The sequence below is a fragment of the Staphylococcus sp. GDY8P126P genome, from assembly GCF_017891965.1.
Lineage (GTDB): Bacteria > Bacillota > Bacilli > Staphylococcales > Staphylococcaceae > Staphylococcus > Staphylococcus saprophyticus.
On the sequence record NZ_JAESKG010000023.1, the window covers coordinates 1 to 26,445 of the forward strand.

Below are 26,445 nucleotides of genomic sequence, written 5' to 3' on the forward strand. Positions count from 1 at the left end.
CAATTATACGGACTTTATCCAATTACTGATACTGGTAAAAATGAATTAAATCAATTTAAAGCAAATTGGCATTATTTGAATAATGGTATGAATAATTTGATGAGGAGTGTAAACGATGTTAACTAAAAAAGCTGAAGATTTTTTACTAAAGCTGCGTATCGAATTATTATTTCGTGGTAAAAACGAAAAAGATGTTAACGCGATTGAAGAAGAATTACGTGACCATATTACCACTGCTGAAGCACAAAACGAAAATGTCGATGACTTATTGAATACACCTATAAAAAACTATGCCAACACATTTTCAAAGGAACTAAATTTAACACAAGGTATTTATAAATATATATTTTATTTCATTTCTTTCATGATTATTATGGTAGTCATTCCTAGGATGCTTGATAACTCATTTTAACTAACGTTAGCGCTCATGCTTTATATACTATTTATATTTATAGGTTCTTTCGTACTTATATTATTTGTCATTAAAAAATTAATTATGACATGGGGAGATAGTAAAAAGACTTATATTGCTGTTGGTTTTTCATCAGCTATCGTCTTCGGTATTTATATATTAAGTGAGTATTTATTACGACATTATCCAATATTTATTTTTTGGTCACCTAATCAAACTACTAATTTTATTATTGGCATAATACTTTTATTACTAACAATGGCCATTTGCTTGCTATTAAAGAAAAAATATTTTGCTGGTCTTATTTTAATCTTATGTCTGCCTAACATAATAAGCCGGATATTTACTGGTGGCGATTACTCTAATAAAAATTTCCTAATCATTTCATCTATTGTATTAACAATTATCTCTTTATCTTTCATTGCTTATATTGTTGTACAATATTATCGTGACAAAAAATCAACCGACAATAATTAAATATAAAAAGCTACTTGATTAACAATTTGTTTCAAATATAGACCAAGCTACTGCATTAATTTTGTGTTAGTTTGGTCTATTTTTTTATCGTTTGCGTAATTCAATGTAATAAACATTACGGATTTTTAATTTAGATATTCTCATGTTTTTAATGTATTGGCATTTATTTGGACCGACTCCTACGGGAAAAGCACTAGCCGAAGACTACAGGTTATGGCAGTGCCAACGGAAAGCGTGCACAAAAAAACTGCCGACAAAGTCAAAGACTTTGTCGGTAGTCTGAACCTACTCGATAATCTAGTAGTTTTTTATATAGTTTAGTCTTCTAATGCGAATTCTAAACTCACTTGGAATTTCACATCTTTACCAATCATTACGCCACCAGTTTCAAGTGCTTGGTTGAACGTGATACCATATTTTTCGCGGTTAATTGAACCGTTAACAATAAATCCAACCGTTGTTGCACCGTTCATTGGGTTTTTACTTTGGCCTTCATATGATAAGTCAAAAGTTTCTTCATTCGTTTCGCCTTTAATTGTTACATTACCTGTGATTGATTTTTCATCTACTTTAGTAATTTCAAATTTGATTTCTGGATTATTTTCTACATCTAAGAAATCTCCACTACGTAAATGCGCATCACGATCATCTACACGTGTATCAATAGAGCTCGCATTAATTGTAAAATCACCTTTAATTGTACTTAAATCATTAATGTCGCCATCAATATTTGCATCAAACTCTGTAAATCTACCTTTAATATTTGAAATCATTAAATGTTTTACTGAAAATTCTACTACTGAATGTGCTGCATCGAAATTAAATTTTGTCATTATCACTATACCTCCAAAGTATTATAAGTTTTGTTGGTACATTTATTATACCAAGTATATAAAATACATCAAACAAAAAGCTTAAATATTTTTTCTAAATTCATTATTCCCATTTCTGAATAAAGTATTCATTTGAAGATTCAAACAATTGTGAAGGTTTATTGAAAATTATCATTCTTAATGAGCTAACATTTCCTCTTTAATTTCCTCGCTATTTAACGAATTTGGATAATATGTTGGCCAATTATCTAATTCTTTTAAAATCTTATCTTTATTATTGCCCATAAAAATATGGAAATGTGCAGCTTTTTTCGGTGCAATATTATGATCACTGAACTGTACATATTTAGGTAAATGACTATTTTGATCTACTAATTTAAAAGTATATCTCACACCTCTGTTACCTTTTTCATATTTTAAAATATCTTTGCCATCATATACATATTTCCCAGTTTCTTTTTTACCATCTTTTTCAAACGTTATTGTATCGTTTGAAATAGTAATATGACTTATATCTGTTTTATAACCTTTTTCATAATATAACTTATATGCTTTAGCAGACATGGAATCATCATCTTCTGCTTTATGTTCCATAACTTCATCCAAAGTACCATCTTTTAAGTAAGGATAAACTGATTGCCAGTTGCCTTTATAATCACCCAATGTTCTATCTTTAACTTGGCTATCTTTAAAATAACCGTCAGAAATCGCTTTATCATATTTACTCTGTTCCTTATCGTCTTCAGTTTGAATAGAATCACTCAATGCTTTATCCATATTTGTAATATTTTTCTTCATCAATGATTGATAACTCAACTTATGATCTTGTTGCTGCGATTTATTTAAAGATTCCATATTATAAAATTTTAAAGGTTTTGCCTCTGTTTCTTTACGTATTGTGTCTGTCACTTTATTTGATACATTATCTTCATAAAAAATGTATTTAGCTCCAGAATCTTTAATTTCTTTCACAATGTTCGACAATGATTTTTGTGAAGGATCTTCAGCATTCATATTTTGTACACCTTTTTGAACAAAATCATATCTTTCTGCAAGATATCCAATAGATTCATGAGATATAAATATCGTATTACCTTCTTTATTTTCAGTAATAGATTTCAAATCTTTATCTATTGCTATTAAATCTTTATTTAATTTTTCATAGTTTTTTTCATATGTTTTCTTGTGTTTAGGATCCTTCTTAATTAGTTCATCTTTAATCTCTTTAGCAAATGTCTGATCAAATTTAGGATCTAACCAAACATGAGGATCGTATCCGCCATGATGGTGATGTTCATCATGGTCATGTCCTTCTTCCTCATGACTATGTTGGTCCGTAAGCAATTGAGATTTATCTAATTTATCTTCAAGTGCTAATTTTTTATCATCTTTTTTAATTGTACTTGCTACTTTTTTAGCAACTGGATCTAAATTATCACCAGTATATAGAAATAAGTCCGCTTTTGATGCATTAATTATATCTTTTTGTGTAGGTTCGTAATTATGTAAATCTGTTCCAGCTGGGTAGATAGAATTCACCTCTACGTGTTTACCACCTATTTGTTCAGCAAATGACTTCAAAGGGAAAACAGTTGTATTTATTTTTATTTTTTCATTCGATTTTGTATTATCGGACTCTCCTTTTCCACAACCGGCTAGAACTACCATGAATGCCAGAACCATAATACTAATGTATGTAATTTGTTTCAATTTTAAAACCTCCTAAATAGTAATTGTTACGATTTATAATTATATGCTTTCTTCCTCATAAAAACAATACTAATATAAATTTTTCGTAATTATTACGATTTAATCCCGAGAAAAAACACAGACAAGTAAAATCAAAAATATGATTATACTTGTCTGTGCTCATTTCAACTTTTAGTTAAATTTCTACTCTTTTTCTAATATTTTTTTGTAATTCTCAAAATCATAAGGATCTTCTACTTTTTGGCCATGGACGAAAACAGTAGGCGCTGTTTCAATATGGTTATCTTTATATTGCTTTTGATCCTTTTTTGCAGCTACCCAAGATTTACTGTTTTCTTGTTTATAGTCGTCTTTGATTTCTTTTTTAAGCGTCGTATTAATTTTAAGTTTATCTATTTGTTGATCAACTATTTGATTTGTAATCCATGCTTTTTCTGAATTAGGTTGTTGTTTAAACATTAATTCTTGAAATTTTAAATATTGTTCTGGTGCTAGCCTTTGTACAGCATGACCTGCTCTTGAACCAATAATAGAATCATCACCTAAAAATGCCATATTAACAAATTGATAGTCCACTTTATCTGTATCAATATAGTGCTTTTTCAATTTTGGCATTACATTTTTTTCGACTTTTTTACAATATGGGCACTTAAAATCTCCATACTCAATAATCTTTATTTTCCCATCAGACGTTGTTTTATCATCTTTATGTGTATCTTCTGGGTTGGTACAAGCAGTTGCTAATACAAGTGTAAGCACTAGCACGATTGATAACCATGCTTTTTTCATTTATTACACCTCAATTTCATTTACTCGTTATTCGTCTAAATCCATATTTTCTTCTTTATAGTCTGGGTCATGTTTCTGTATATAGCCTTTTGAATTAAAATCTTTTTTAAATGTTGTTTTACCATCTTTATATTCATAAGCATAATAATGAATCTCTTCATCATTCTTAATAGGTTTATAGGCAATAATTACAAATTTGCCTTTTTCATATACATATATATTGGCATCTTTTTTGTCAAATTTGCGTTCAATATCACCTTTGTGTTGTTCTGCAAGTTTTTTCTGATAATGTTGTTGTTTATTTACTGCTTTATCTATTTTATCTGCATATTTACCACTACTACACCCAGCAATCATTAATGTAGAGATGACAATTAGCGTTATAATCTTTTTCATACTTTATTTCACTCCTAAAACAATCCTCTTTTTAAATTAAATACTTTGATATACATTATAACCGTAAGTAATATCATACACTGAATTAGCAAAATGTACTATAGTATTTTTAAAGTATATAGCCTACCAATGTGATACACTATTTAATAAAAATATTTTTAATATTACAATCTGTTTTTTTGTAAAACATGGTATTTAATAGTAAATTTGGTATACTACTTATAAGTTGTCCAACTCAATTTCAAAATAAACGTTGCCATTTAAGGAGGCAAAATATATGTTCTTTGTGAATCTTACCCCTGAAGAATTCCAAACATTCACACAAAATCACTTTTCACATTACACACAATCACGTGTTAATTATGAAGCTCAATACAATGCACACTTGTTAGGTGTTAAAGACGACAATGGCGAAGTCATTGCTGCTGGTATGTTTACAGAAGCACGCGCGCTAAAATTCTTTAAATATTTTTATAGTCAACGTGGACCTATCTTAGACTATACCAATTTGTCACTAGTTGATTTTTACTTTAGCGAATTAACAAAATATCTTAAACAACATAATTGCCTATACGTATTACTTGATCCGTATATCTTAGAAAACTTGAGAAATGCTGATGGCGAAATCAAGAAATCTTACGATAATCGTATGCTTATAAGCACTTTAGAAAAACTAGGTTATAAACATCAAGGTTATCCTGTAGGTTATTCAAAAACGAGCCAAATACGTTGGCTATCTGTCTTAGATTTAAAAGACAAATCAGAACAACAATTACTTAAAGAAATGGATTACCAAACACGACGTAATATCAAACGTACTGAAGAAATGGGCGTTAAAGTACGTCAACTTCCTATAGAAGAAACCAATCGCTTTTTCAAACTATTTAAGATGGCTGAAGAAAAACATGGCTTCAGCTTCCGTGACGAACCATACTTTGAACAATTACAAAAAGATTATCAGAGCTTTGCTTCAATACAATTAGCATATATTGATTTAAGCGAATACGTTAACGGCCTTAAACAAAAACTAGACACATTAAATCATCAAATGAAAGACGTGGAAGCTGCATTACAAGAAAGTCCAAATTCTAAAAAACAAAAAACGAAACAAACACAACTTAATCAACAAATTGTCAGTACACAACGCAAAATTGATGATACTAATAAGACAATTACGACGGATGGCCCAGTCTTAGACTTAGCAGCTGCTATCTATATTTATAATGATTATGAAGTATATTATTTATCTAGTGGTTCTAATCCAGACTATAATGCCTTTATGGGTGCTTATAAGCTGCAATGGGAAATGATTAAATTTGCAAAGAATCACAATATCGATCGTTATAATTTTTACGGGATCACTGGTGACTTTAGTGAAGACGCCATTGATTATGGTGTTCAACAGTTCAAAAAAGGCTTCAATGCAGATGTTGAAGAATATATTGGAGATTTTGTTAAGCCAATCAAACCATTACTCTACAAACTAGGAAAACGAATTGGAAAATTATAGCCTCATTGTGTAACTATGAAATAAAAAAGGTTTAGGACATGTTTTGATGTCCTAAACCTTTTTTCATGTACTAAGTTATGCTTTTACAAAATACATTTCTCTATTATGGAACTAAATGTATTTCAATTGCTAATGCACCCAAATGAAGTTCGTCAGTTGGATTATATATTTGATAGATAGATGCTAATTTTTGAGATAATTGCATCTCATCACTAAAACCTACTTCTTTATTTGAATAATGTTGTAGTAATGCTTGGAACGAATCGTACACTTTAACATTATCCACTTTCACCTTCACTTGTTCACCTGTTGCTAAATTAGTAAATTCTATGAAATCGCCTATTTGCACTGCTTGTCTTTTCTCATCATTCAATCTAACTTCTACAGTTTTTGTACTATTACTTACTAACCGAAATGGTTCTTCATATAAGCCCATCGAATGTTCTATAAAGCCTTTCACCCTTTTCCTATAAATCTTATGATGTAACATTAAAAATACCATAATCCTGTCATTTAAAACACTAAATTCGTCTTGCTCGATAATAATATAAAAACTGTCGGCAACATACACGCTGCAGACAGTTTCGGTCTTTTAATAATTATTTGCTTTGTTGTTGTTCGAGTTCTTGTTGCTCTTGATTTATTTTACGTTTACTTTTAAGCATAAATACACTGATTAAACTGATAATAGAAATGATTACAGCAAACCAAAATGCTGCGTGATAACCGCTTAACAATGCTTCATGTTGTATTTGCATTGCCATTTCTTTTTTACCCATTCCTTTATAATCACTCATATTAGGTGAAAAGTCTTTTGCTACTTGACTCATAATTGTTATTAAACCTGCCGTCCCTATGGAAGCTGATATCTGTTGAACTGTATTAGTCATAGATGAGCCATGCGCATTCATCTCTCGTGACAATTGGTTCATTGTATGCGTCATAAGTGGCATTAAACCAAGTGCTATACCAATCATTCTAATAGCGTAAATTGTCGCTAATATAGCTGATGATGTGTTTTCATCCATAAATATAAAGTATGAACTTGTTACAACGACAATCAGCATACCTATAAATGCAAGTATTTTTGCACCATATTTTTCATATAGGAAACCTGAAGCTACTGACATAATACCCATCACAATTGCACCAGGTAATAATATTAAACCAGACTGTAATGCTGTATCTTTCATAATATTTTGCACAAACATTGGTAATACTGTTTCCGAACCTATCATAGCAATCATCGTAAAGGCCATGATAACAATTCCCACTGCAAATTGACTATTTTTAAATACTGAAAAATCAAGTAACGGGGTTTCTAATCTTGTTTGACGGAAAATGAATAACACGACTAATATTAAGCCGCCAATAACTGTTGTCAGTACAACAGGATCATTCCATCCATCTCGAGATAAAGAACTTGTCCCATAAAGTAAACCACCAAAGCCTAAGACTGACAAGGCTATAGATAATATATCAATAGGCGCTTTCCTGTTGGTACCAACATTTTTCACAAATTTTATCGCACCAAGAAATGTTAGCGCTGCAATCGGCGCAACGACATGAAATAGTGAACGCCAATCAAAATACTCCACTAAATAACCTGAAAGCGTTGGACCAATGGCAGGCGCTAAACCGATAACTAAACCAAAGGTACCCATGTATTTACCACGTTCATGTGGTTCGAAAATATCTAAAATTGTAGTCATCATTAATGGCATCATAATACCTGATCCCATTGCCTGCACAATTCTTGCACATAATAAAACCGTAAAATTCGGACTAAATCCTGCAATGATTGTACCGATAAAGAATATAAAAATTGCAGTTAAGAAAACTTGTCTTGTTGAAAAACGTTGTATAATCATTGCTGATAACGGAACAACAATGCCGTTTGTTAATAAAAAGGCAGTTGTAAGCCATTGTACTTGCGTATAATCTATATCAAAATCTTTCATTATACTCGGTAATGCCGTTGTTAACAGTGTTTCATTTAATAGTCCAAAGAAACCACCAAACAACATCATTAGAATCATAATTATTTTTGTTTTTTGAGTCATTTTTATCTCCTATTTACACATTCGTCTTTAGCACATTTATTTGTCGCATTTATGCATTATACATATAAAATGTTTATCTGACATTAAAATAACTCAAAAAAATGGTGATTTTTACAAATTAGGTTATTAGATAAAAAATTAACCTCAAATCGTAATAATTACTATTTACAAAACGTACTTTTTAATTCATAATCAATTTCTATAAAGGAGGTTTTATGTATGAAATTAGACTTACAAACAGCACGTAGAAATTTAAATAGTCCTAATATCAAAACACGTAAACGCGCACGCAAAATTATTCAACAACATAAGCGTAGTAAATAATTTATCTTCATAGGATGTCGCTGTCATTTTAAACATGCCACGTTATTTTTAATATCCAACTATTTTTTCCACAATTAAAAGAGTCTAAGACATCTATTTTTGTCTCAGACTCTTTTAAACATATGCATAATAATTATCTTCCTTTAGATAACCTATTTGATTAGCTATCCTTGGTACCCTACTACTACAAACTCTTATTAAAATTATTTTTTCTGACTGGTTTGCTTTTTAAAGGCTATTTACTATTACTTTCAATTATAAGTAATATTTGTCTATAACTTGTAAGTCATCTGTAAGTTCATATATTAATGGTGCACCTGTTTTAATTTCATATCCAACGATATCTTCATCAGAAACATGCTCTAAATACTTAATCAATGCACGTAATGAATTACCATGAGCTGATACTAACACTGTTTTACCATCTAAAAGTTGTTGAGAAATTTGATCGTTCCAATACGGTATCACTCTTACTAACGTATCTTTTAGGCTTTCAGATTCAGGCATGACACGTCTATCCAAATGTTCATATTTACGGTCATTTAAATAACCTTCTCGTTGTGCTTCATCTTGTTTTGGCGGTGCAACATCATATGAACGTCTCCAAATATGTACTTGATCTTCACCAAACTTTTTACGTGCATCATCTTTATTTAGTCCTTGTAAACCACCATAATGTCTTTCATTTAATCTCCAAGATTTAATTATAGGAATAAATAATTGATTAGATTCATTTAATAAGTGATAAGTTGTTTTAATCGCACGTTCGAGTAGAGATGTATAAACTATATCGATTTCAATGCCTTGTGCTTTTAATTTTTCACCAGATGTTATGGCTTCATTTTCGCCCTGTTCTGATAGATCAACATCTGCCCATCCTGTAAATAGGTTTTCTGCATTCCACACACTTTGTCCATGTCTACATAAAATTAATTTTGGCATAATATTCCTTCTTTCATTAAGTGAAATTAAATTTTTTGCGATATTTACAGTAATATTACAATTCGCATATGCACAACATATCCCATAAATACTTTAATAATCGCATTTATGCTGTCGTCTTTGCTTTGATATATTAAAATTATAACAATTTACAATAGCTTTTGAAATAATTGTAGTCCTTTATTCACAAAAGATACTTTCTTTTTATTTTACTGTAACCTACGTTATAAAATTAGGTGTTATAGTTGTAATCGTTGAAAAAAAGCAAAGCAAATAAGGCAGTAAATTAAATAAATAGTACTTTAAACAAATTAGAACACAAACCTGTTCATTATATTAAAACAGACAGGTACATTCATTAGGAGGATTTTTAAACTATGAAAAAATTATTATTCGCATCTTTCGCATCAATTACAATTGCAGCTACTGGATACGGCGTAACATCAACAGCGGATGCTGCAGAAACACCAGTACAACAATCATCTCAATCTAATAGCGATGTATACAGCCAATTTATCGAAGCTGGTGGAACTAAAGCATTATGGGACAATATTGTAATGCCTGAATCAAGTGGTAATCCTGATGCAGTAAATGAATTAGGATATAGAGGTTTAGGACAAACGAAAGAAGCTTGGGGAACAGGCTCAGTTGAAGAACAAACTAAAGGTATGATTAAATATGCTGAAGACCGTTATGGTTCAATAGATGCAGCAATTGACTTCCGTTTAGCTAACGGTTGGTGGTAAGTATCATGTCACGAGAGTGACTTTAAAATAAATAACTTAGACTAATGAAAACAGCAATTTCTATTTTATTACAATAGAAATTGCTGTTTTTTTACGATGACATCAAATCATTATTGATTCTAATTAGGCCTGTATTTAAAGCTACTCACGAAAGCAATAAATACCTTTGTAAGAGCATAACTGATTTTGATAACATCATTTTTATATACAAAATAACTGATAGTTAAAATATGAATATTTAGATCTCAAACGCTTTTACAGTCAAGTCACATATTGACACGCTCATTTTTCATTGTATGGAAACAGGTTCTGGATGTACATAAACTGAAGAAATACCTTTTTCATGCATGTGATGTTCTACTTTGTCACAAATATGATGAGCTTCTTCCAAAGATAAATCAGATTCCACTACAATAGTGACATCTACAAAGATGCTACTGCCATGATATCGACCTTTAATTGACTGAACATCAATAACCTCTTCTATTTCTAAGACATAATTTTTATATGCTTCTAATTCTTGCTCATTGAATCCATCGCTCAAAGTGAAGATAGATTCTTTAAAAATTCCAAAGCCTGTATATATTATAAGTAGGCCTAAGATTGTCGCTAATATGATATCCACAATTGGAAAGCCGATTTGTGTAAATACTAAGCCAATAGCCGTACCAATACTGACCAAAGCATCAGACAAGTTATCTTTTGCTGCAGAATTTAGAGAACTACTATTTGTACGTTTAGCTAATTTTTGATTAATAAAGAAGACTATGATCATGATGACACCACTGATAACACTGACATAAATCGTGATTGAATTTGGTGTTGCATGTGCTCCTGAAAAAATTCGAGGGAAATTTTCTATAACAACTTGAATACCAACAAACATGATAATAAATGAAACAAGCAGTGTGGAAATATTTTCTGATTTTAAATGACCGTATGGATGATTTTTATCCGCAGGTTTTATTGAAATTTTCAATCCTATAATTACAGCTAGCGAAACGATAATATCCGTCATATTATTTAAACTATCCGCTCTTACTGCTGCTGAGTCATATACATAACCAACAAAATACTTTACTATAGACAGAATGATATAAACAATTAAACTAAGATATGCGCCTTTTTGAGCGATTTTTAAATTCTCACTTTGTGTCATGTCTGTTTCCACCTTAATTGATATTGGATAATATATTATGACGCATCAAAACAACATTTACAACATTTTTTATTATAAAATTATTTAATATAATTATTTTAATTATTTATTTAGCCTTTCCTAAAAATCACTATCAAATTGCATAAAAATAAAGGAAATAATCAAGAAATTAATTATTAGAAATTGATTTCTTGGTTGTTTCCTTCAACTAAAAAGATTAAATAAAGTTGGTGTTCCCTTTTATAACAGGAACTTTGTATCACTCGTCTCTTAATATATATTTTGATAAGACAAAGGTAATTGGAATCGTGATAATTAATCCAGCAAACGGTGCAATGACCGATGATATATGAAACCATTGTACAAATACGTATAATAAACCTGTTTGCATTCCCATATTTACAACCTGTGTCAACGGAAATTGTATAAATTTTCGCCATGTAGGTTTTACTTTATAAACAAAATAGCAGTTCAAATAATACGAAATAATAAAGCTGACTACAAACCCACTTACATGACTGACTAAATAATTAATACCTAATAATTTTAATAATATTAAATAGACCACATAATAATTAAACGTATTTATGCCACCTACTATGATGAATTTAATTACTTCATATTGTGTTTTACTTAAGCTCATTCATTTACTCCTTTATAACCAAACATTATCTATCTTGTATCTCAATTGTGCGATTTAAATGATTCGTATTGTGATTCATTGTAAATATGCTACATTAAATTTATTCATAATCTATTGTATTATATAACAATGTTGATATCATGCAACATACATTGCATTTCGACAAGAAATTTTTCCATTGCATTTATCTTTACGTATGGGATAATAGTCTAGTTAAGAAATTAACCGCTTTTTCACACTATACTTTAATCCGATTTTTAAGGAGTATTATATATGGACAAAACTTCAAATCCCCGATTACCCATCATGGTCATCATTATGTTGGGAATCATGACTACCTTTGGTCCTTTAACGATAGATATGTATGTGCCATCGCTTCCAAATGTACAAAATGCTTTTGACACAACGGCTTCACAAGTACAACTCACTCTTTCATTTGCAATGATTGGTCTTGCAGTTGGACAATTTATCTTCGGACCACTATCAGACGCTTATGGTCGCAAAAAAGTAGCATTAATTATTATTTCATTATATGTCATCGCTTCATTAATAGCCGTGTTCACGACTTCGCTGTCTATCTTACTTACACTTCGTTTCATACAAGGGTTAACTGGCGGTGGTGTCATCGTCATTGCTAAAGCATCCATTGGCGATCAACATAAAGGAAAAGCGTTAGCTAAAGGCTTAGCGTCTCTACTTGTTGTTAATGGCATTATCAGTATCATTGCGCCATTAATTGGAGGATATGCACTAACTATCGCAAATTGGAAAGCAATATTTTTAATATTAACCATTATAAGTTTTGCAATTTTGTTATTTGCCCTTTTTAAAATGGAAGAAACAAGAAGTACACATCTCTCAAAACTTAACTTTTCAGCTATTTTTAAAAATTTTGGTTCCTTATTAAAGAAACCAGCTTTCATTATACCTATGTTACTACAAGGGTTAACGTATGTGATGTTATTTAGTTTTTCATCAGCTGCGCCTTTTATCACTCAAAAAATTTATGACATGACGCCACAACAATTCAGTATTTTATTCGCAATTAACGGTATCGGGTTAATTATAGTGAGTCAGTTAACCGCTACATTAGTTGAATATATAAATCGTTATTTGTTATTAATACTACTAACCCTGATTCAAATAGCTGGCGTTATTCTAATTTGCTTTACGCTTATATTCCACTTACCACTTTGGGTATTAGTCATTGCTTTCTTCTTAAATGTTTGTCCTGTTACTGGAATCGGACCTTTAAGTTTTACTTTGGCAATGGAATCTAGAACTGGCGGTAGTGGCAATGCATCAAGTTTACTTGGTTTATTCCAATTTATATTAGGTGGTATAATGTCGCCACTTGTGGGATTAAAAGGAGAATATAGTGTCATGCCTTATATAATCATTCTGATTATAACGACGATTTTCATTGTATTACTCGAAATCTCATTAAAATCATTTACGTTCAAAAACAGTTCTAATTAAAAAATCAAATAATGAGAGGCTGCGACAAACATAGATGTCCAGCCTCTTTTTATATTAGGTAATAGATGACTGAATTGAAAATGCAAAGCCTCACTTATTTAAAGAAACGATTTTTTCATTTTATAGAAACGAGTCATTCTGATGCATCAGCAAACGCATATATTGCCACATAAAAATGCTAGCAAGATTTATGCATGAGCATGAGCGTTAGCTTAGTTATACCTTTAACCAGGTCATCCTTGCATTGATTGCATAGGTAGGACTACGAAAACGCTATTAGAGACTTGGATTTCTGTCCCACTTGTGATTACTTTCTATTTTATTAAACAATAGGTAACCATATTTCTGTGACATAGTCATCTTCTCTAATGGCCCCTTCTTTGTATAATTCAAAAAATGGTGCATGTCTTATTTCATAATCCAATTTAGGTAAAATATCTTTGTTAATTTGTTGCATCGCTTTTTTAATTGACTCTGGTACAGGTCCTTTAGCATCAAATACTAAGTATCTGCCACCTTCCAATTCTATGTTACGCCATTTGTCATCTTTATGTTCACTGGTTACGCCTATCAAATAATGCATCTCTCCACTATCATGAGGCTTGCAAACACCAAGTAAGCCCGGCAATTGATTATTTCCTAGCTCTAGTAATTGGTCTTTTTTTCCACTATCATCAATTTCCATCCAAAACATAAAAATATCTTCTTGTGCTTTTTGTCCAGTGGCATATATCTTTTTCTCACCAATAACAGATAACGTTGGCAACTCTTCAATTCTATAATTCATTCGCATTCCCCACCCTCTTTTTTGCTATTATAACCAAAACATATATAGAATATCCATGACAAACTATTACTTCAAAATTCAAGCATCTTAATAGGCAATCTTTATGAATAGATATATAATAATAGCAATTAACTTCATTCACACTTTTGTTGAGTAAAATTTACTAGGAGATTTTCATCATGAATTCAAATATTTTATCAGTAAAACCCATCAGTCAATTGTTTCCAATTCCGATGATCATGGGTTGTGAGGGTGTTTCTGCAGCAATGATTTTACAATTTAACCACCTTAACATACCAGCCACTGAAATTATGCTTCACTGGCCGAGACATAGAAATAACCCATATAAAGGATACGTAGGACATCATTTATGGATAAAACTAGGTTATCATCAGACTATTTTTCCAACTGCTCTCGTTCCACATCTTAGACGCTATTCAAATCATGTCGTTGATAGCACTGGTCAATCCTTAACTGATTTATGTCACATTATAGACCAAGGACAACCCGTTGTTATTTATCATACCGTACTGGGTAAAAGACCTTACCGTCGTACTTATAAATTAGATAACCAACCAACAAAGTTAGTAGCTAATATTCACGTCACCGTTCTCGTTGGTTATGATGCTCAACACTATTATTATATTGATCCCTTGTGGTCCCACTTAGGAAAATCATTTATCTTACCAGCTATAATACCAACCAAATATCAATTGATGAAAATCAAAAAATCAAAATTAGAGCAAAGCTATGATGCGCCTGGCCGCATGAGTTTTCATTTATCATAAAACTGCTAATAAAACGAGCGCCCAATCAAACATAAAATGATAAAATCACTTATGGTTGATCGGGCGCTAGTTCTCTTTTTTACTAAACAACAATGAAATTAAACTCATTATCCTATTTATAGTTTCTGCATGTTTTAAATCTGAATGATATTTAGCGCATGATCTATTTCACGAGTCACATCATCTGAACGCCACTCTCGTTGATATCCAAGACACGGACAAATATAAGTGACACCTTGTTCATCAAAACGATTTCTAAAATGTACATGTCCCATAATACTATAACGAATTGGATACTTTTTATAAATTTCATCAAAATCAGATGTTCCAATAAAAGCATTGAAATAATCAAATAATCGATGTGGCATCGGCACTGCAAACTTTGGATGTGTCACAATATGGGTCATTAAAATAATTTGCTTATCTTTGACTTTTTCTATATCTTTAATGGCTTGATTTGCTGCAATTCTCGATAATTTTCTATCGTCCATGGGCCAATCAATTTTCACCTTATCTTGCCACGTTGCACCATAGTATTTTCTACGTGCAATGCGTTCAAGTGAAAATTCTGGACTTGCATATGAATAATCATACCACCCCGTATTTCCCACTATTGCCCAAGCGTCATTTAAATGGTATGGTTTACCGATTAAACAGGCTTCCATCCCCATATACTCTTCTAAGATTTCAGCTGATGTAGCATTCGTATCAGCAGACCAGAAATCATGATTGCCCGGAATAAATAAAACTTTTATTTGAGCTTGTGCTTCTACTGATTTAATAAAAGCTTGAGTTAACTTGTAATTATTCGAAATATCTCCAGCAATTAATAATAATTCTACTTGATTACGCTGTATTGCCTTGATGAGTTCGTATTCATAATCCTTTGGCTTTAGAAATTTATGCCTATCAATATGTAAATCCGAAATAACACCAATGTTCATATTTATCACATTCCTCTATTAACTTAACATCACCATTATGACATATTCCGTTAAATAGTATTAAATGATGCGCCTAATCAATCCTTTGAAATACTTATTAAATTTAGTGACATTCTATTTATGACTATCTATGATTTTTATATAATGATAAGATATAATAATCAAAAAAATAACTAGGAGTCTTTATGCTATTACTAGAAGCTTTTCTAATCTTTATTATTGCTGTGATAATCAGTTCAATTATTCACAATAAATTCCCTAAAGTGCCAATGGCATTTGTTCAAATTGCGTTAGGTGTATGTCTTTATGTCCTTCCCATCCCCTTGCATTTTGAATTTGATTCAGAAGTATTTATGATGGCTGTCATCGCACCATTACTATTTGTTGAAGGCACACATGTATCAAGAACTAAGCTGTTAGAATATCGTAAACCTATCATTTTGATGGCTATGGCACTTGTATTTACTACCGTTATTGGCGTCGGCTACTTTATCGCTTGGATTTGGCCGGAACTTCCTATGCCAGCAGCATTTGCAATTGCTGCAATCCTCTGTCCAACGGATGCCGTTGCAGTTCAAGCAATCACTAAAGGTAAAATCCTACCAAAAGGGGCACTATCTATACTTGAAGGTGAGTCTCTGTTAAATGATGCTGCTGGTATTATTTCGTTCAAAATAGCAGTAACTGCTTTAGTAACAGGCGCATTCTCTGCATTTGATGCAATTGAACAATTTATTATTTCTACAATATTAGGGGTTGTAATAGGGATTGTTATCGGCATGTTAATTGTACGTTTGCGTATTTATTTATCAATGAATAAAGGGCTTAAAGATGGTAATACAATGATTTTCATTCAATTACTGACTCCCTTTGCAGTCTATTTCGTCGCTGAAATGTTACACGCATCCGGTATTATCGCAGTAGTCATCGCTGGTTTAATTCATGGATTTGAAAGAGATCGTTTGATACGTGCTCAAACAGAGTTACAAATGAACTACAATCAAATTTGGAGTACATTAAGTTATGTGCTTAATGGCTTTGTTTTCGTAGTGTTAGGTTTCATCGTGCCAAAGGTCGTTTCTGAAATTATTAATAAAGAACCAGAAAATATTAAATTTTTAATTACGACAACGTTACTTATCGCTCTAGCCATTTATGTATTTCGTTTTATTTGGGTGTTCATCTTATTCAAACAATTTTACTATCCGAATAACATTCAATCCTATTTAAATGACAATCAAGAAACACCGCCAAAACGGCTGCATTACGCATTTATCATGACAATGTGTGGTATTCACGGTACGATTTCGCTATCTATGGCACTAACCTTGCCCACTTTACTAGCACAGCAACAAACGTTTACTTATAAAAATGACTTACTATTTATTGCCTCTTTGATGGTAATTATTAGTTTAGTCATGGCACAAATCGTTCTCCCAATAATTACACCGTCTGAACAACGCAAAGCATCAACTTCTATGAGTTATGTTGCTGCCAAAGTCTTTATAGTTCAAAATGTAATTAAACACTTTAAAGTTAAATCTAAAGAAAATGAGTCTATAAACTATAACACTGTTATATCAGAGTATTTTGATGAATTATTCTTTTTACTGCAAATGTCACCAGAAGATAATAATGCTAAGGAAATGAAGCGTCTTGAAGATATTGCCAATGAAGAAGAATCTGAGACGTTGGAACGCTTAGTATCTCAAAACAAAGTAGACCGTCAAACTATTTTAAATTACCGTTCTGCATTAGAAACTTCTAGACAATACAAGGACTCATCTGCACTTCATAAATTCAAAGTGGTATTACAAATGCTCATTTTGAGAATTAGAGCTAAAAAACATGCAGACACATCACAGATAAAACAATTTAAATCTAATTTCCAAGAAGTAAAAAAAATCATGCGTATTGTAAATCACAACGTTGCATTACGCTTAAAGTCTGAACAAACAAGTGACAACGTATTAGAAGTAAATATTGTTTTAAACCAGTATTACAATAGATTATACAGAATTAGAAAAAATCAAAATAAAAACAATCAAACACCCGCTTCTATTACAGAAGCGCACAAACTTGAAGGTTTGTACATGCAAAGAGCATTCTTAGATAAACTTGTACAAAATAATAAATTGGATGCACATATCGCTTCACAAGTTCGTGAAAATATAAATTATAATGAGATTGTTTGGGCATCAAAATAAAGCGATGGAATAGAAATCAATTTTTTTAAACGATTGCTTAATTAGACGCTCGTAGATAGATAGTGTCACAACATTAAAATCATCTCTATATGCTGAATGCGTTCTAGTGTAGGTTGTTAAGTCCTCGGTATCAACTTCATACTTAAGGTACTACTTTAATTTAGTCATAAGGCTATACTAAAGTGGTGCCTTATTTTTATACTTATGGATAAATATAATGCTTCCTATTTTTACTACTTTAAAAATACTTAAAAATCTCATTCAATTGTGTTAAAGTTATATTTATATCAACACTAATTTGGAGGGATGAATGATGCGTATAAAGTGGCTATTCTTATTATCGATCCCCCTTTTCCTAACTGCATGCAATAAGTCACAACAAACTCATAATCATGATCAAGGCATTTTCAATATGATATTCGTACAACCTATCGATAAGTTATTACATGCCTTAGGCCATTTGTATGGAGAAAATTATGGTTTAGCAATCATTACCATTGTTTTAATAATACGTGTGCTCTTACTCCCCTTTATGGTATTGCAAGTTAAAAATATGCACATGATGCGTGAAAAAACTAAAGTGGTACAGCCACAAATTGATACTTTGAAAGAAAATGTAAAGCTTGCTAAAACTCAAGAAGCAAAAACTAGAAGCAAATAAACTTTTGATGGATACATATAAACAATATGATATTAACCCTTTAAAAAATATGATTGGTTGTTTACCTATATTAATTCAGTTGCCTATCTTATATGGTTTAATTATCACTTTAAAATTCGCGAGTGATGGAGGCATTGACAGCCATCTACATTTTCTTTGGTTTAATTTAACTGAGCCAAATCTATGGATTTCTTTAATTGCAGCAGTGGTTTATTTTTTCCAACCTTTAGTAAATGCCATTCACTACCCAAAAGATTAGCGAAAAACGCATTATGTTTTAATGATACTATCTCCCATATTCATCACTTATATTTCGTTACAATCTGCTTCCGCTTTAGGACTTTATTGGACAGTAGGTGATTTATTCTTAATCATACAAATGCATTTTGCACATGCATATTATGGCAAAATTGCACGTAATGAAGCTACATTGCTTCAAGATGAATTAAAAGAAGAAACGAAATCATAAAATCAATTATACTTTAATAAAATGTATCTCCCATTTCTAATTACATACAATTTTGAATTGAAAAATTTCTTTTTCAAAAATAATGATGCTATAATAATATCAATTTAGTATGTAAGGGAGGCATTCTATGGAATTTACAATCAGAGCTTTAACTGAAGAAGATCGACATAGCAAAGCAAATGTCCATTATGAAAGTTGGTTGAGCACTTATAATGATATATCTGTAAATGACTATCTAGAAAATCTTGATAAAGCACAATTTATTAAGAAGTCCTCCTTGCATAACTTACCTACGTTAGTAGCAATTGTTAAAAATGAAATCGTAGGTTTTATCACTTATGGTAAAACAGAATCCATTTCAGAATCAGATGACTGGAGCGAAATTTATGCATTATATCTATTAGAAGCTTATCAGCGTCATATGATTGGTTACGCTTTAACGCAACGTGCATTAGAATTATCCTATCCTGATAATGTGACGCTATGGGTAGTTGAAGAAAACACAAATGCCATTCATTTCTATGAACAAATAGGCTTTAAAGCAACTGAGCATAAAAAGCCAACATACTTTGGTAAAACCTATAATGAAGTCCGCATGGATTATACACGTACAGAACATGATCATTAAAAAAGCGGCCCAAAATCATTGCTTGATCTACTTTTCCAATAAACAAATAATGAGACCGGGGCATCTATACATGTCTCGGTCTCATTATTTGTTTATTTTATTTAGTGTGTTTCACCTAAAGCGACTTTTATATCTTCTCCTGATTCAACAATTGCTTCTAAAGCAGCATATAAACCAATTCGAATCGTTTCTAATGACATAGACGGCTTTTCTGGTTTATCAGTAACTTGTTCAGGAACAAATGGTACATGAATAAAGCCAAATTTTATTTTTGGAAACGCTGTTGCCTGTAAATAACCTAGCTGATATAAAATATGATTACAAACAAAAGTGCCAGCAGTATTAGATAACCTTGATGGAATACCTTGTGCTTTAATCGCTTCTGTTATTCGTTTGACTGGCAAATTAGAAAAGTATGCTGCATTTCCATCAACTTGTATCACTTCATCAATCGGTTGATTACCTTCATTATCGGCAATGCGTGCATCATCCACATTAATCCCAACACGCTCAGGTGTTAATTCATATCTCCCACCAGCTTGTCCTATAGCCAAAACGATATCATATTCGTAACGCTTCATTTGAGATAGAATGACATCTTTACTTTTGTGAAAAACAGTAGGTATTTCTAACTTATCTATCTTATGTGCGCCAATTTCATCAGGTAATAATTTCACAGCTTCTAATGCTGGGTTAACACGTTCTCCACCAAATGGATCGAAACCAGTTATTAAAATTCTCATATAAATGTTCCCTTCTTAACCTTATTTTTTCTAAAACGCCCATACATACATTAAAGCGATATGTACCATAATCATTATTATTGCAATGGGTCCTTGCGCTTTAATCACACCAAACTCTTCTTTCATTTCTAGCAAAGCTACGGGTAACGTATTAAAATTAGCTGCCATTGGCGTTAATAATGTGCCACAAAATCCTCCTGTCATTGCTAATGCGCCTGCAATAACTGGATCACCACCTTGTGTAATAACAAATGGTATACCAATACTTGCAGTTATCACAGTAAATGCTGCAAATGCGTTCCCCATAAGCATGGTAAATAACACCATGCCTAAGACATAGGCTGTTGCACCAATTAAATGATTACCTTCTGGTAGTATTGTCGAAATGCCTTTAGATATCACATCACCCACACCACTAACCGTAAACAGCACACCTAAAGCTGCAAGAAATTGTGGTAGTATGCCCACCGTGCCAATTTGTTGTGTTAATCGATCGCTATCATAGAAAATATATTTCACTTTAGGTTTAATCACCATATATGCTGCAATTAGTCCCAATATAGAGGAAATGCCCAAACCAATTGCGCCACCCAATGGCGTCCAGTTTGAGACAGCAATAGCAGCAATCGCTAATATAAGTGCCGGTATAAATAATTTATTACCATATTTTTGTGCACCCATATCCCCTTCTTTTTCTGTAACATCAACGATATTTTTAATGGTCACTTGTTTAAATAAAGTCAATGCGCCCATCATTAATATGAATATGCCGTTAAAGACATTAGTTATATAAGGGCCAACGATAAATGTAATTGCTAATAAAATCCAAAATAATGCCGTACCATACTTTTTATGATGCTTAGAAGATTTAAGTATTCGAAAAGCAGTATAAAGTAATTGGAGACCTATTAATATGTAAAAATTTCTAAAATATGATTTAAAATACTTTCACTCATCCTTATTCACCCGTTTTGTACCATATTTCTTATCTAAATATTTATCAAATCGTATATTATTTATCCATACAATTAAAAATACGATAATGGATATCGGTACAGACGCTAATACAAGTTGAACTGCGTCCACTTTAATACCTAAGGATTGAAAAGTACCAACCATCAATAATATACCAGCTGCACCAACAAATAAATTTTGACCAAAGAAATTACCATAGTTTTCCATTGCCGATGCCTGAGCTTTTATTTTCTCAATATCTTTGGCATCAATTTCTGTTTCATTTAAATTATAACGCGTCCTTAGTGCGCCCTGTACCATTGGATTTATCAATGGACGTACGAACTGTGGATGACCACCTATACGAATGGATGCTACTCCAGCAAGTTCCCTAATAATTAAATAAATCGTCAGTAATCGACCACTGGTCACTTGCTTAACCTTGCCAATCATATTAGAGGCTTGTTTCTTCAGTCCAAATCTTTCAATAAGTCCGACCATCGGCAACGTCAATATAAATAATGTAACTAAACGATTATCTACAAACGCTTTTCCTAATGTATCTAATATGGCATATAAATCTAAGCCTGAAACAAGTCCTGTCACGACAGCTGCAATTAAAATAACTGCAATGGTATCTATTTCAAGTAAAAACCCTAAAATGATAATTATAATACCTATTAATTTTAGCCATTCCATAAAATCCCTCCTTCAGTTATATGATAGTTTTCTTTTGTCTAAAAACAATGAATTTTCTGATTTTTTAAATGAAAAAACATGGAGATAGGAATCACATTTCATCATTATGATTTCCATCTCCATGCTTTATATTTTATAACCATTTTAATTGTGCATCTTCTACATTTTTCGAAGGTAGTAGTGTTTCTATCACTAATATAATAGTACAAATTATTGAAACAATGTTTAAGAAGACTGCTATACTGTCAACTTGGATAATATCAAAGATAATATTAACCACCACAGATAGAATAATTAATATGATCGCTGTTGTCCGCTTTCGACCAGCATCATAAAATCTACGCAAGGTCACTGCAGCCATCGGGACAATGTTCGCTAATCCAAACAACCCTATTAAAGCTGACAATACTGCTGCTACAATGAATATACCGACAATAAAACTAAACGCACCAATCAACGCAATGATAAAAATACTGATAATATGTACCAATACTGGCGTCCAAAATTCTAAACGATTCGATTTACCTTTAAAATCTATATATCTTTTCCAATAATCTTTATACGCCTCTATCATAGCATTACCTCTCTAATTTAATTATATGGTTCCTCATTTCTATATAATCTTAATATATCGTAATACCCACATCACACTCAACCCATAGATGATAATCGGAAATTAAATATATGATTTTATGAGTTTCTCTAACACAAATGGTAATTCTTCAAAAGCACTTTTTTTATGCAATCGTTCACTCACTTTATGCGCATCTTTGCCAATAGGACCACAAAGTAATGTCGGCGCACTGATTTCTTTAATCGCCTCAAATGGAATCGTATACGTTGCATTAAAATTCGGTGTGTTCTTTTCGTAAGTTATCATTTGAGACATATCTCCAGCAAAATTTAAATAACTACTATCACTGATACCGTTAAAATAATGTATACGTTTACTCTGACGTTGAAATTTTTCTTCAAACGTCTCTTTAACTAATGCGATGGTTTCCTCAATTTTTTGATCGTATGAAACATTTACAGCAGGATAATATGGTGTCGCAAAAAATGTCACAACTGCAGGTGCGATATCGCGACAAATTTGCATTAAGCGGTCTGTCACACGAATGCTCTGCATATGAAGCCCCGGCGTTTCTTTGATAACCTGTTGTATTTCTTTATCGATGCGTGATTCGCCATATTGTTTAATCGCATATTGTTTTAACTGATCAAAGGTGAGGACGTTGATTTTTGTTTCAAATTCAATGTCTTCGTTCTCTAATATTTTTAACCAATCACTTTCACAACGCTCTGTCGCACGAATGACCGTATCTATAAATTGTCTATATAAATCCGCTGGCTTTTGCTTAAATAGAAACATGTTATATAACCCCATTGTCCTAAATGACGTTTGAACATCATACGTTTGTTTAATGTCTTTCGTCATAAGCGAAACAGGCACTGGTGTCGTTTCATTTTCAAATTCTTCTTTAAATAAATAGTTATACTCAATTGCTTGATTCATATAACTCATCATAAAATTAGAACTCAGACCATCTAATGGGTTACCTACATGTGTTTCTTTTCCGTAGCACAATACCCCAGGCATAATTTTACCTATAGAGCCAGAATAGATATAATGTTGTTCATCTGCACTTGCTTGTTGAAACGTTGGCTCACTATTCAAATGTAGTTGAATGTCTAATTGAAATGTTTGTTTTATTGAAGCTATCGTTTCCACTGCTTTTCTCATACCTGATGAATTTACTTCTTCATCTGGCACAGTTACTAATATCAAATTGATATCCCATACTTCTATACTTGCTAATTCGATTAATGATAAATGCAACATTAACCCAGCCTTCATATCCATCACGCCCCGACCAAAGAGGTAGGTGTCATTTTTTAAATCTTCAATAGCATCTGTACTTAAATAACTGCTGTATTGTGTGAAATCATATTTTAGTTTATCTGGGTCAAACGCATCTTCACGAAATGAGCCATAATCATCTACATCTACTGTATCGAAATGACTAATTAACACAATCGTTTTAGTTGTCGTGGGCGCCTTATAAAAGACTACAACGGCCTCTTTATTATCTTCTGTAGTCTCAAGTAAAATTTGTGACTGATTTTTTTCAAAATAAGGAATCTGTAATAATAATTGCTTTATAAAACTCGGAAATGTTAATTCACCTTCCGTATTCGTCACAGTTTGATGATTTACTAAACGTTTTAATAAAATCAATCTGTCTTCATATGTTTGCCATAATAATTTAGTCAATTGACCACCTCTATATGTAAGCGTTTACTAGATTATAAACCGTTTTGAATTTCATAATCAATGCATTTAGTATTAAAATTTTTCAATACACTTATTTAACTATTAATTCATAAATTTCCTTGATAATAAAAATAGAGCGGAACAGCAATCAAATCTTCTAGAAATGATTTCTCTGTCCCGCTCTAATAACAATGATGTTCTATGAAAGATAAGCTTCCAGGATCAATTCATATCCCAGTTTGCATTCTATTTTAATTATTGAATTGATGTTTAGGCACGAGTAATAGAACAACTAAAAATGCAATAATAGCTAATGCTGCATTAAATAACAAACCATACATGGCACCTACATGTATATTCGCAGTGGTTGTCATAACCGTAAAAATTGTTCCTGACAACGCAACACCAAACGAATTACCTAAAGAGGACGCCATTTTATAGACACCAGAAGCGACACCTACTTTGTCATCAGGCGCTGTCGTAACAGCAGTGTCTGTAGATGGCGTTGCATATATACCTAACCCGATACCATAAATTAAGTAACCAAGTATACACATAACGATATACATCGGTGTAGGTAGGAATGTGAGTGAAATTAAAATAATACCAACAGCATTTAACCCTGCACCGATTAACATTGGACGTTTAGGTCCAATGTGTTGAAGTATTTTTTCTCCGACTCTAATCATTACAAGTACAGCCACAAGATAAGTAATCGTCATTGCGCCAGATTGGAATGATGTAAAATGAAGGCCTGATTGAAAATAAGTATTCGCTACAATTAAAGTACCGGCAACGGCATTTAATAAAAAGTTCGATACTGTTGCACCCGTGTAACCTTTATTTTTAAATATCCTAAAATCAATCAGCGGATTGTGTATTCTTGTTTCATAAAATAAGAATCCAATAACTGCAACAATAAAAATGAACATCAATGACAAAATGAGTGGTGAAAATAAACCATAATTTGAAGCTTGTGTAATAATCAAATTGACACTCAACATTGCAATAATTAAAATAATAAGTCCAATCGTATCAAATTTGGCGCGTTTCGTTTCTTTTGTTTGAACCGCCTTTGTTTCTGGCGCATGCTTCATTAAATACATCGCTGCGAGTGCCACAATAATAGAGATAATAAAAATTGATCTCCAACCTACAAAGGTAGACACCATGCCACCGAATAATGAACAAATACCTGTACCGCCCCATGAACCAATAGACCAATAGCTCAGGGCGCGTTGACGTCGGCTTCCTATGTAATACTCGTTAATGATTGCTAACGTTGATGGCATAATACACGCAGCAGATAAGCCTTGTATGGCTCTACCAACTACTAACAATGGTATAAATCCAGGAATAATAATCAGTAATGAACCGACAATACTTAAAATCAATCCTATATATGTCATTTTAACTCTACCATATCGGTCAGCTAGCCCACCAGCACCGACAACAAACAGCCCACACAATAATGCTGTGATACTAACTGCCACGTTAATTGTGCCATAATTTGTATCAAACGATGACTGAAGATCTGGTACGATATTTACAAGAGATTGTGCAAATAACCAGAATGTAATAACTCCTAAAAATATACCTACAAGAAGCCTATTATCTCCTTCAAATGATTGTGATGACTCCATATTCTTTTTTCCTCCTATGTCCCCAAAAAAGCATTGCATCACTTCAAAAAAGATATACACGTTTTTAAACTCAAATTAAACATATTCTAAAAAAGTCTATATCTATTTCAAAATGAATCTTTTAAAATGAAATTAAGCTTTATTTATTTGAGTCAAGTCCAGAC

At 32.0% G+C, this 26,445-nt stretch carries 25 protein-coding genes and 2 pseudogenes; 10 read left to right on the forward strand and 17 right to left on the reverse strand.

All coding sequences use genetic code 11. From position 1 onward, the window contains the following. Positions 1-115: 115 nt before the first annotated feature. Both KA893_RS14105 and KA893_RS14110 read left to right on the forward strand, forming a co-directional pair. Positions 116-412 carry a hypothetical protein gene (locus tag KA893_RS14105; protein ID WP_241686148.1) on the forward strand — a complete coding sequence of 99 codons (297 nt, stop codon included), beginning with the start codon at positions 116-118 and terminating at the stop codon, positions 410-412. Positions 413-496: 84 nt separating this feature from the next. Continuing rightward, the gene (locus KA893_RS14110) at positions 497-889 is read left to right on the forward strand and encodes a hypothetical protein (RefSeq protein ID WP_232010385.1); all 393 of its coding nucleotides are present in this window, start codon (positions 497-499) and stop codon (positions 887-889) included. A gap of 317 nt (positions 890-1,206) precedes the next feature. Here KA893_RS14110 and KA893_RS13050 read toward each other — a convergent pair whose 3' ends face one another. The 4 genes from KA893_RS13050 to KA893_RS13065 all read right to left on the reverse strand — a co-directional run bounded on the left by KA893_RS13050 (position 1,207) and on the right by KA893_RS13065 (position 4,617). Then, entirely contained in the window at positions 1,207-1,722 is a 516-nt protein-coding gene (locus KA893_RS13050; protein ID WP_002482445.1) for a YceI family protein, read from the reverse strand. Positions 1,723-1,899: 177 nt separating this feature from the next. Further along, positions 1,900-3,432 (reverse strand): zinc ABC transporter substrate-binding lipoprotein AdcA, encoded by a 1,533-nt coding sequence (adcA, locus tag KA893_RS13055; protein WP_069838179.1) that lies wholly within the window; start codon positions 3,430-3,432, stop codon positions 1,900-1,902. 183 nt (positions 3,433-3,615) lie between these two features. Beyond that, positions 3,616-4,221: a DsbA family protein gene (locus KA893_RS13060; RefSeq protein ID WP_002482443.1), complete on the reverse strand. Its 606-nt coding sequence runs from the start codon at positions 4,219-4,221 to the stop codon at positions 3,616-3,618. A gap of 27 nt (positions 4,222-4,248) precedes the next feature. Continuing rightward, the gene (locus tag KA893_RS13065) at positions 4,249-4,617 is read right to left on the reverse strand and encodes a cystatin-like fold lipoprotein (RefSeq protein ID WP_037537751.1); all 369 of its coding nucleotides are present in this window, start codon (positions 4,615-4,617) and stop codon (positions 4,249-4,251) included. A 277-nt stretch (positions 4,618-4,894) separates the two neighbouring features. On the opposite strand from KA893_RS13065, the gene KA893_RS13070 reads away from it, so the two are divergent. Continuing rightward, positions 4,895-6,127, forward strand: a complete 1,233-nt coding sequence (locus KA893_RS13070) for an aminoacyltransferase (RefSeq protein ID WP_041079235.1) — start codon at positions 4,895-4,897, stop codon at positions 6,125-6,127. Between the two features lie 103 nt (positions 6,128-6,230). Here KA893_RS13070 and KA893_RS13075 read toward each other — a convergent pair whose 3' ends face one another. Further along, a complete protein-coding gene (locus KA893_RS13075; RefSeq protein ID WP_245336562.1) occupies positions 6,231-6,629 on the reverse strand; it encodes an ASCH domain-containing protein in 399 nt (132 codons plus the stop codon). A gap of 97 nt (positions 6,630-6,726) precedes the next feature. Next, complete coding sequence (locus tag KA893_RS13080; protein ID WP_037537746.1) at positions 6,727-8,190, reverse strand: MDR family MFS transporter; 1,464 nt, start codon at positions 8,188-8,190, stop codon at positions 6,727-6,729. A 219-nt stretch (positions 8,191-8,409) separates the two neighbouring features. Between KA893_RS13080 and KA893_RS13085 the strand changes: the two genes are divergently transcribed. Then, positions 8,410-8,514, forward strand: a complete 105-nt coding sequence (locus KA893_RS13085) for a putative metal homeostasis protein (protein WP_011302442.1) — start codon at positions 8,410-8,412, stop codon at positions 8,512-8,514. A gap of 255 nt (positions 8,515-8,769) precedes the next feature. Here the strand turns inward: KA893_RS13085 and KA893_RS13090 are convergent, their stop codons facing one another. Next, a complete protein-coding gene (locus KA893_RS13090) occupies positions 8,770-9,456 on the reverse strand; it encodes a 2,3-diphosphoglycerate-dependent phosphoglycerate mutase (protein WP_069826173.1) in 687 nt (228 codons plus the stop codon). Between the two features lie 377 nt (positions 9,457-9,833). Here KA893_RS13090 and KA893_RS13095 point away from each other — a divergent pair, with 377 nt between their 5' ends. Further along, positions 9,834-10,202 (forward strand): aggregation-promoting factor C-terminal-like domain-containing protein, encoded by a 369-nt coding sequence (locus tag KA893_RS13095; RefSeq protein WP_069838180.1) that lies wholly within the window; start codon positions 9,834-9,836, stop codon positions 10,200-10,202. Between the two features lie 289 nt (positions 10,203-10,491). On the opposite strand, the gene KA893_RS13100 is transcribed toward KA893_RS13095, so the two are convergent. Further along, a complete protein-coding gene (locus KA893_RS13100; protein WP_210125931.1) occupies positions 10,492-11,361 on the reverse strand; it encodes a cation diffusion facilitator family transporter in 870 nt (289 codons plus the stop codon). A gap of 259 nt (positions 11,362-11,620) precedes the next feature. Then, on the reverse strand, positions 11,621-12,004 hold the full coding sequence (locus KA893_RS13105) for a GtrA family protein (RefSeq protein WP_037537739.1): 384 nt from the start codon (positions 12,002-12,004) through the stop codon (positions 11,621-11,623). A gap of 273 nt (positions 12,005-12,277) precedes the next feature. Between KA893_RS13105 and KA893_RS13110 the strand changes: the two genes are divergently transcribed. Further along, complete coding sequence (locus tag KA893_RS13110) at positions 12,278-13,483, forward strand: putative multidrug effflux MFS transporter TcaB (RefSeq protein ID WP_069838181.1); 1,206 nt, start codon at positions 12,278-12,280, stop codon at positions 13,481-13,483. A gap of 322 nt (positions 13,484-13,805) precedes the next feature. On the opposite strand, the gene KA893_RS13115 is transcribed toward KA893_RS13110, so the two are convergent. Further along, complete coding sequence (locus tag KA893_RS13115; RefSeq protein ID WP_069838207.1) at positions 13,806-14,270, reverse strand: GyrI-like domain-containing protein; 465 nt, start codon at positions 14,268-14,270, stop codon at positions 13,806-13,808. 179 nt (positions 14,271-14,449) lie between these two features. Between KA893_RS13115 and KA893_RS13120 the strand changes: the two genes are divergently transcribed. Next, the gene (locus KA893_RS13120) at positions 14,450-15,058 is read left to right on the forward strand and encodes a C39 family peptidase (RefSeq protein ID WP_069838182.1); all 609 of its coding nucleotides are present in this window, start codon (positions 14,450-14,452) and stop codon (positions 15,056-15,058) included. Between the two features lie 134 nt (positions 15,059-15,192). Here KA893_RS13120 and KA893_RS13125 read toward each other — a convergent pair whose 3' ends face one another. Beyond that, positions 15,193-16,002 carry a metallophosphoesterase gene (locus tag KA893_RS13125; protein ID WP_069821566.1) on the reverse strand — a complete coding sequence of 270 codons (810 nt, stop codon included), beginning with the start codon at positions 16,000-16,002 and terminating at the stop codon, positions 15,193-15,195. A gap of 185 nt (positions 16,003-16,187) precedes the next feature. Between KA893_RS13125 and KA893_RS13130 the strand changes: the two genes are divergently transcribed. The 3 genes and pseudogenes from KA893_RS13130 to KA893_RS13140 all read left to right on the forward strand — a co-directional run bounded on the left by KA893_RS13130 (position 16,188) and on the right by KA893_RS13140 (position 19,967). Then, the gene (locus KA893_RS13130) at positions 16,188-18,209 is read left to right on the forward strand and encodes a cation:proton antiporter (RefSeq protein WP_069838183.1); all 2,022 of its coding nucleotides are present in this window, start codon (positions 16,188-16,190) and stop codon (positions 18,207-18,209) included. Between the two features lie 313 nt (positions 18,210-18,522). Further along, positions 18,523-19,339 (forward strand): annotated as a pseudogene (gene yidC, locus KA893_RS13135) (membrane protein insertase YidC). Positions 19,340-19,466: 127 nt separating this feature from the next. Further along, a complete protein-coding gene (locus tag KA893_RS13140) occupies positions 19,467-19,967 on the forward strand; it encodes a GNAT family N-acetyltransferase (RefSeq protein WP_069838184.1) in 501 nt (166 codons plus the stop codon). 101 nt (positions 19,968-20,068) lie between these two features. Here KA893_RS13140 and pcp read toward each other — a convergent pair whose 3' ends face one another. The 6 genes and pseudogenes from pcp to KA893_RS13170 all read right to left on the reverse strand — a co-directional run bounded on the left by pcp (position 20,069) and on the right by KA893_RS13170 (position 26,281). After that, positions 20,069-20,710, reverse strand: coding sequence for a pyroglutamyl-peptidase I (gene pcp / locus KA893_RS13145; protein WP_002482427.1), 642 nt, complete (start codon positions 20,708-20,710; stop codon positions 20,069-20,071). A gap of 30 nt (positions 20,711-20,740) precedes the next feature. Next, positions 20,741-21,666, reverse strand: a pseudogene (locus KA893_RS13150) (DUF979 domain-containing protein). Next, positions 21,659-22,363: a DUF969 domain-containing protein gene (locus tag KA893_RS13155; RefSeq protein WP_002482425.1), complete on the reverse strand. Its 705-nt coding sequence runs from the start codon at positions 22,361-22,363 to the stop codon at positions 21,659-21,661. The pseudogene KA893_RS13150 and the gene KA893_RS13155 overlap by 8 nt, the downstream one beginning before the upstream one ends. 133 nt (positions 22,364-22,496) lie before the next feature. Further along, positions 22,497-22,937 carry a DUF805 domain-containing protein gene (locus KA893_RS13160; RefSeq protein ID WP_002482424.1) on the reverse strand — a complete coding sequence of 147 codons (441 nt, stop codon included), beginning with the start codon at positions 22,935-22,937 and terminating at the stop codon, positions 22,497-22,499. A 102-nt stretch (positions 22,938-23,039) separates the two neighbouring features. Then, positions 23,040-24,638 carry a M20/M25/M40 family metallo-hydrolase gene (locus tag KA893_RS13165; protein ID WP_069838185.1) on the reverse strand — a complete coding sequence of 533 codons (1,599 nt, stop codon included), beginning with the start codon at positions 24,636-24,638 and terminating at the stop codon, positions 23,040-23,042. 251 nt (positions 24,639-24,889) lie between these two features. Beyond that, entirely contained in the window at positions 24,890-26,281 is a 1,392-nt protein-coding gene (locus KA893_RS13170; protein ID WP_069838186.1) for an MFS transporter, read from the reverse strand. Positions 26,282-26,445 lie beyond the last annotated feature (164 nt).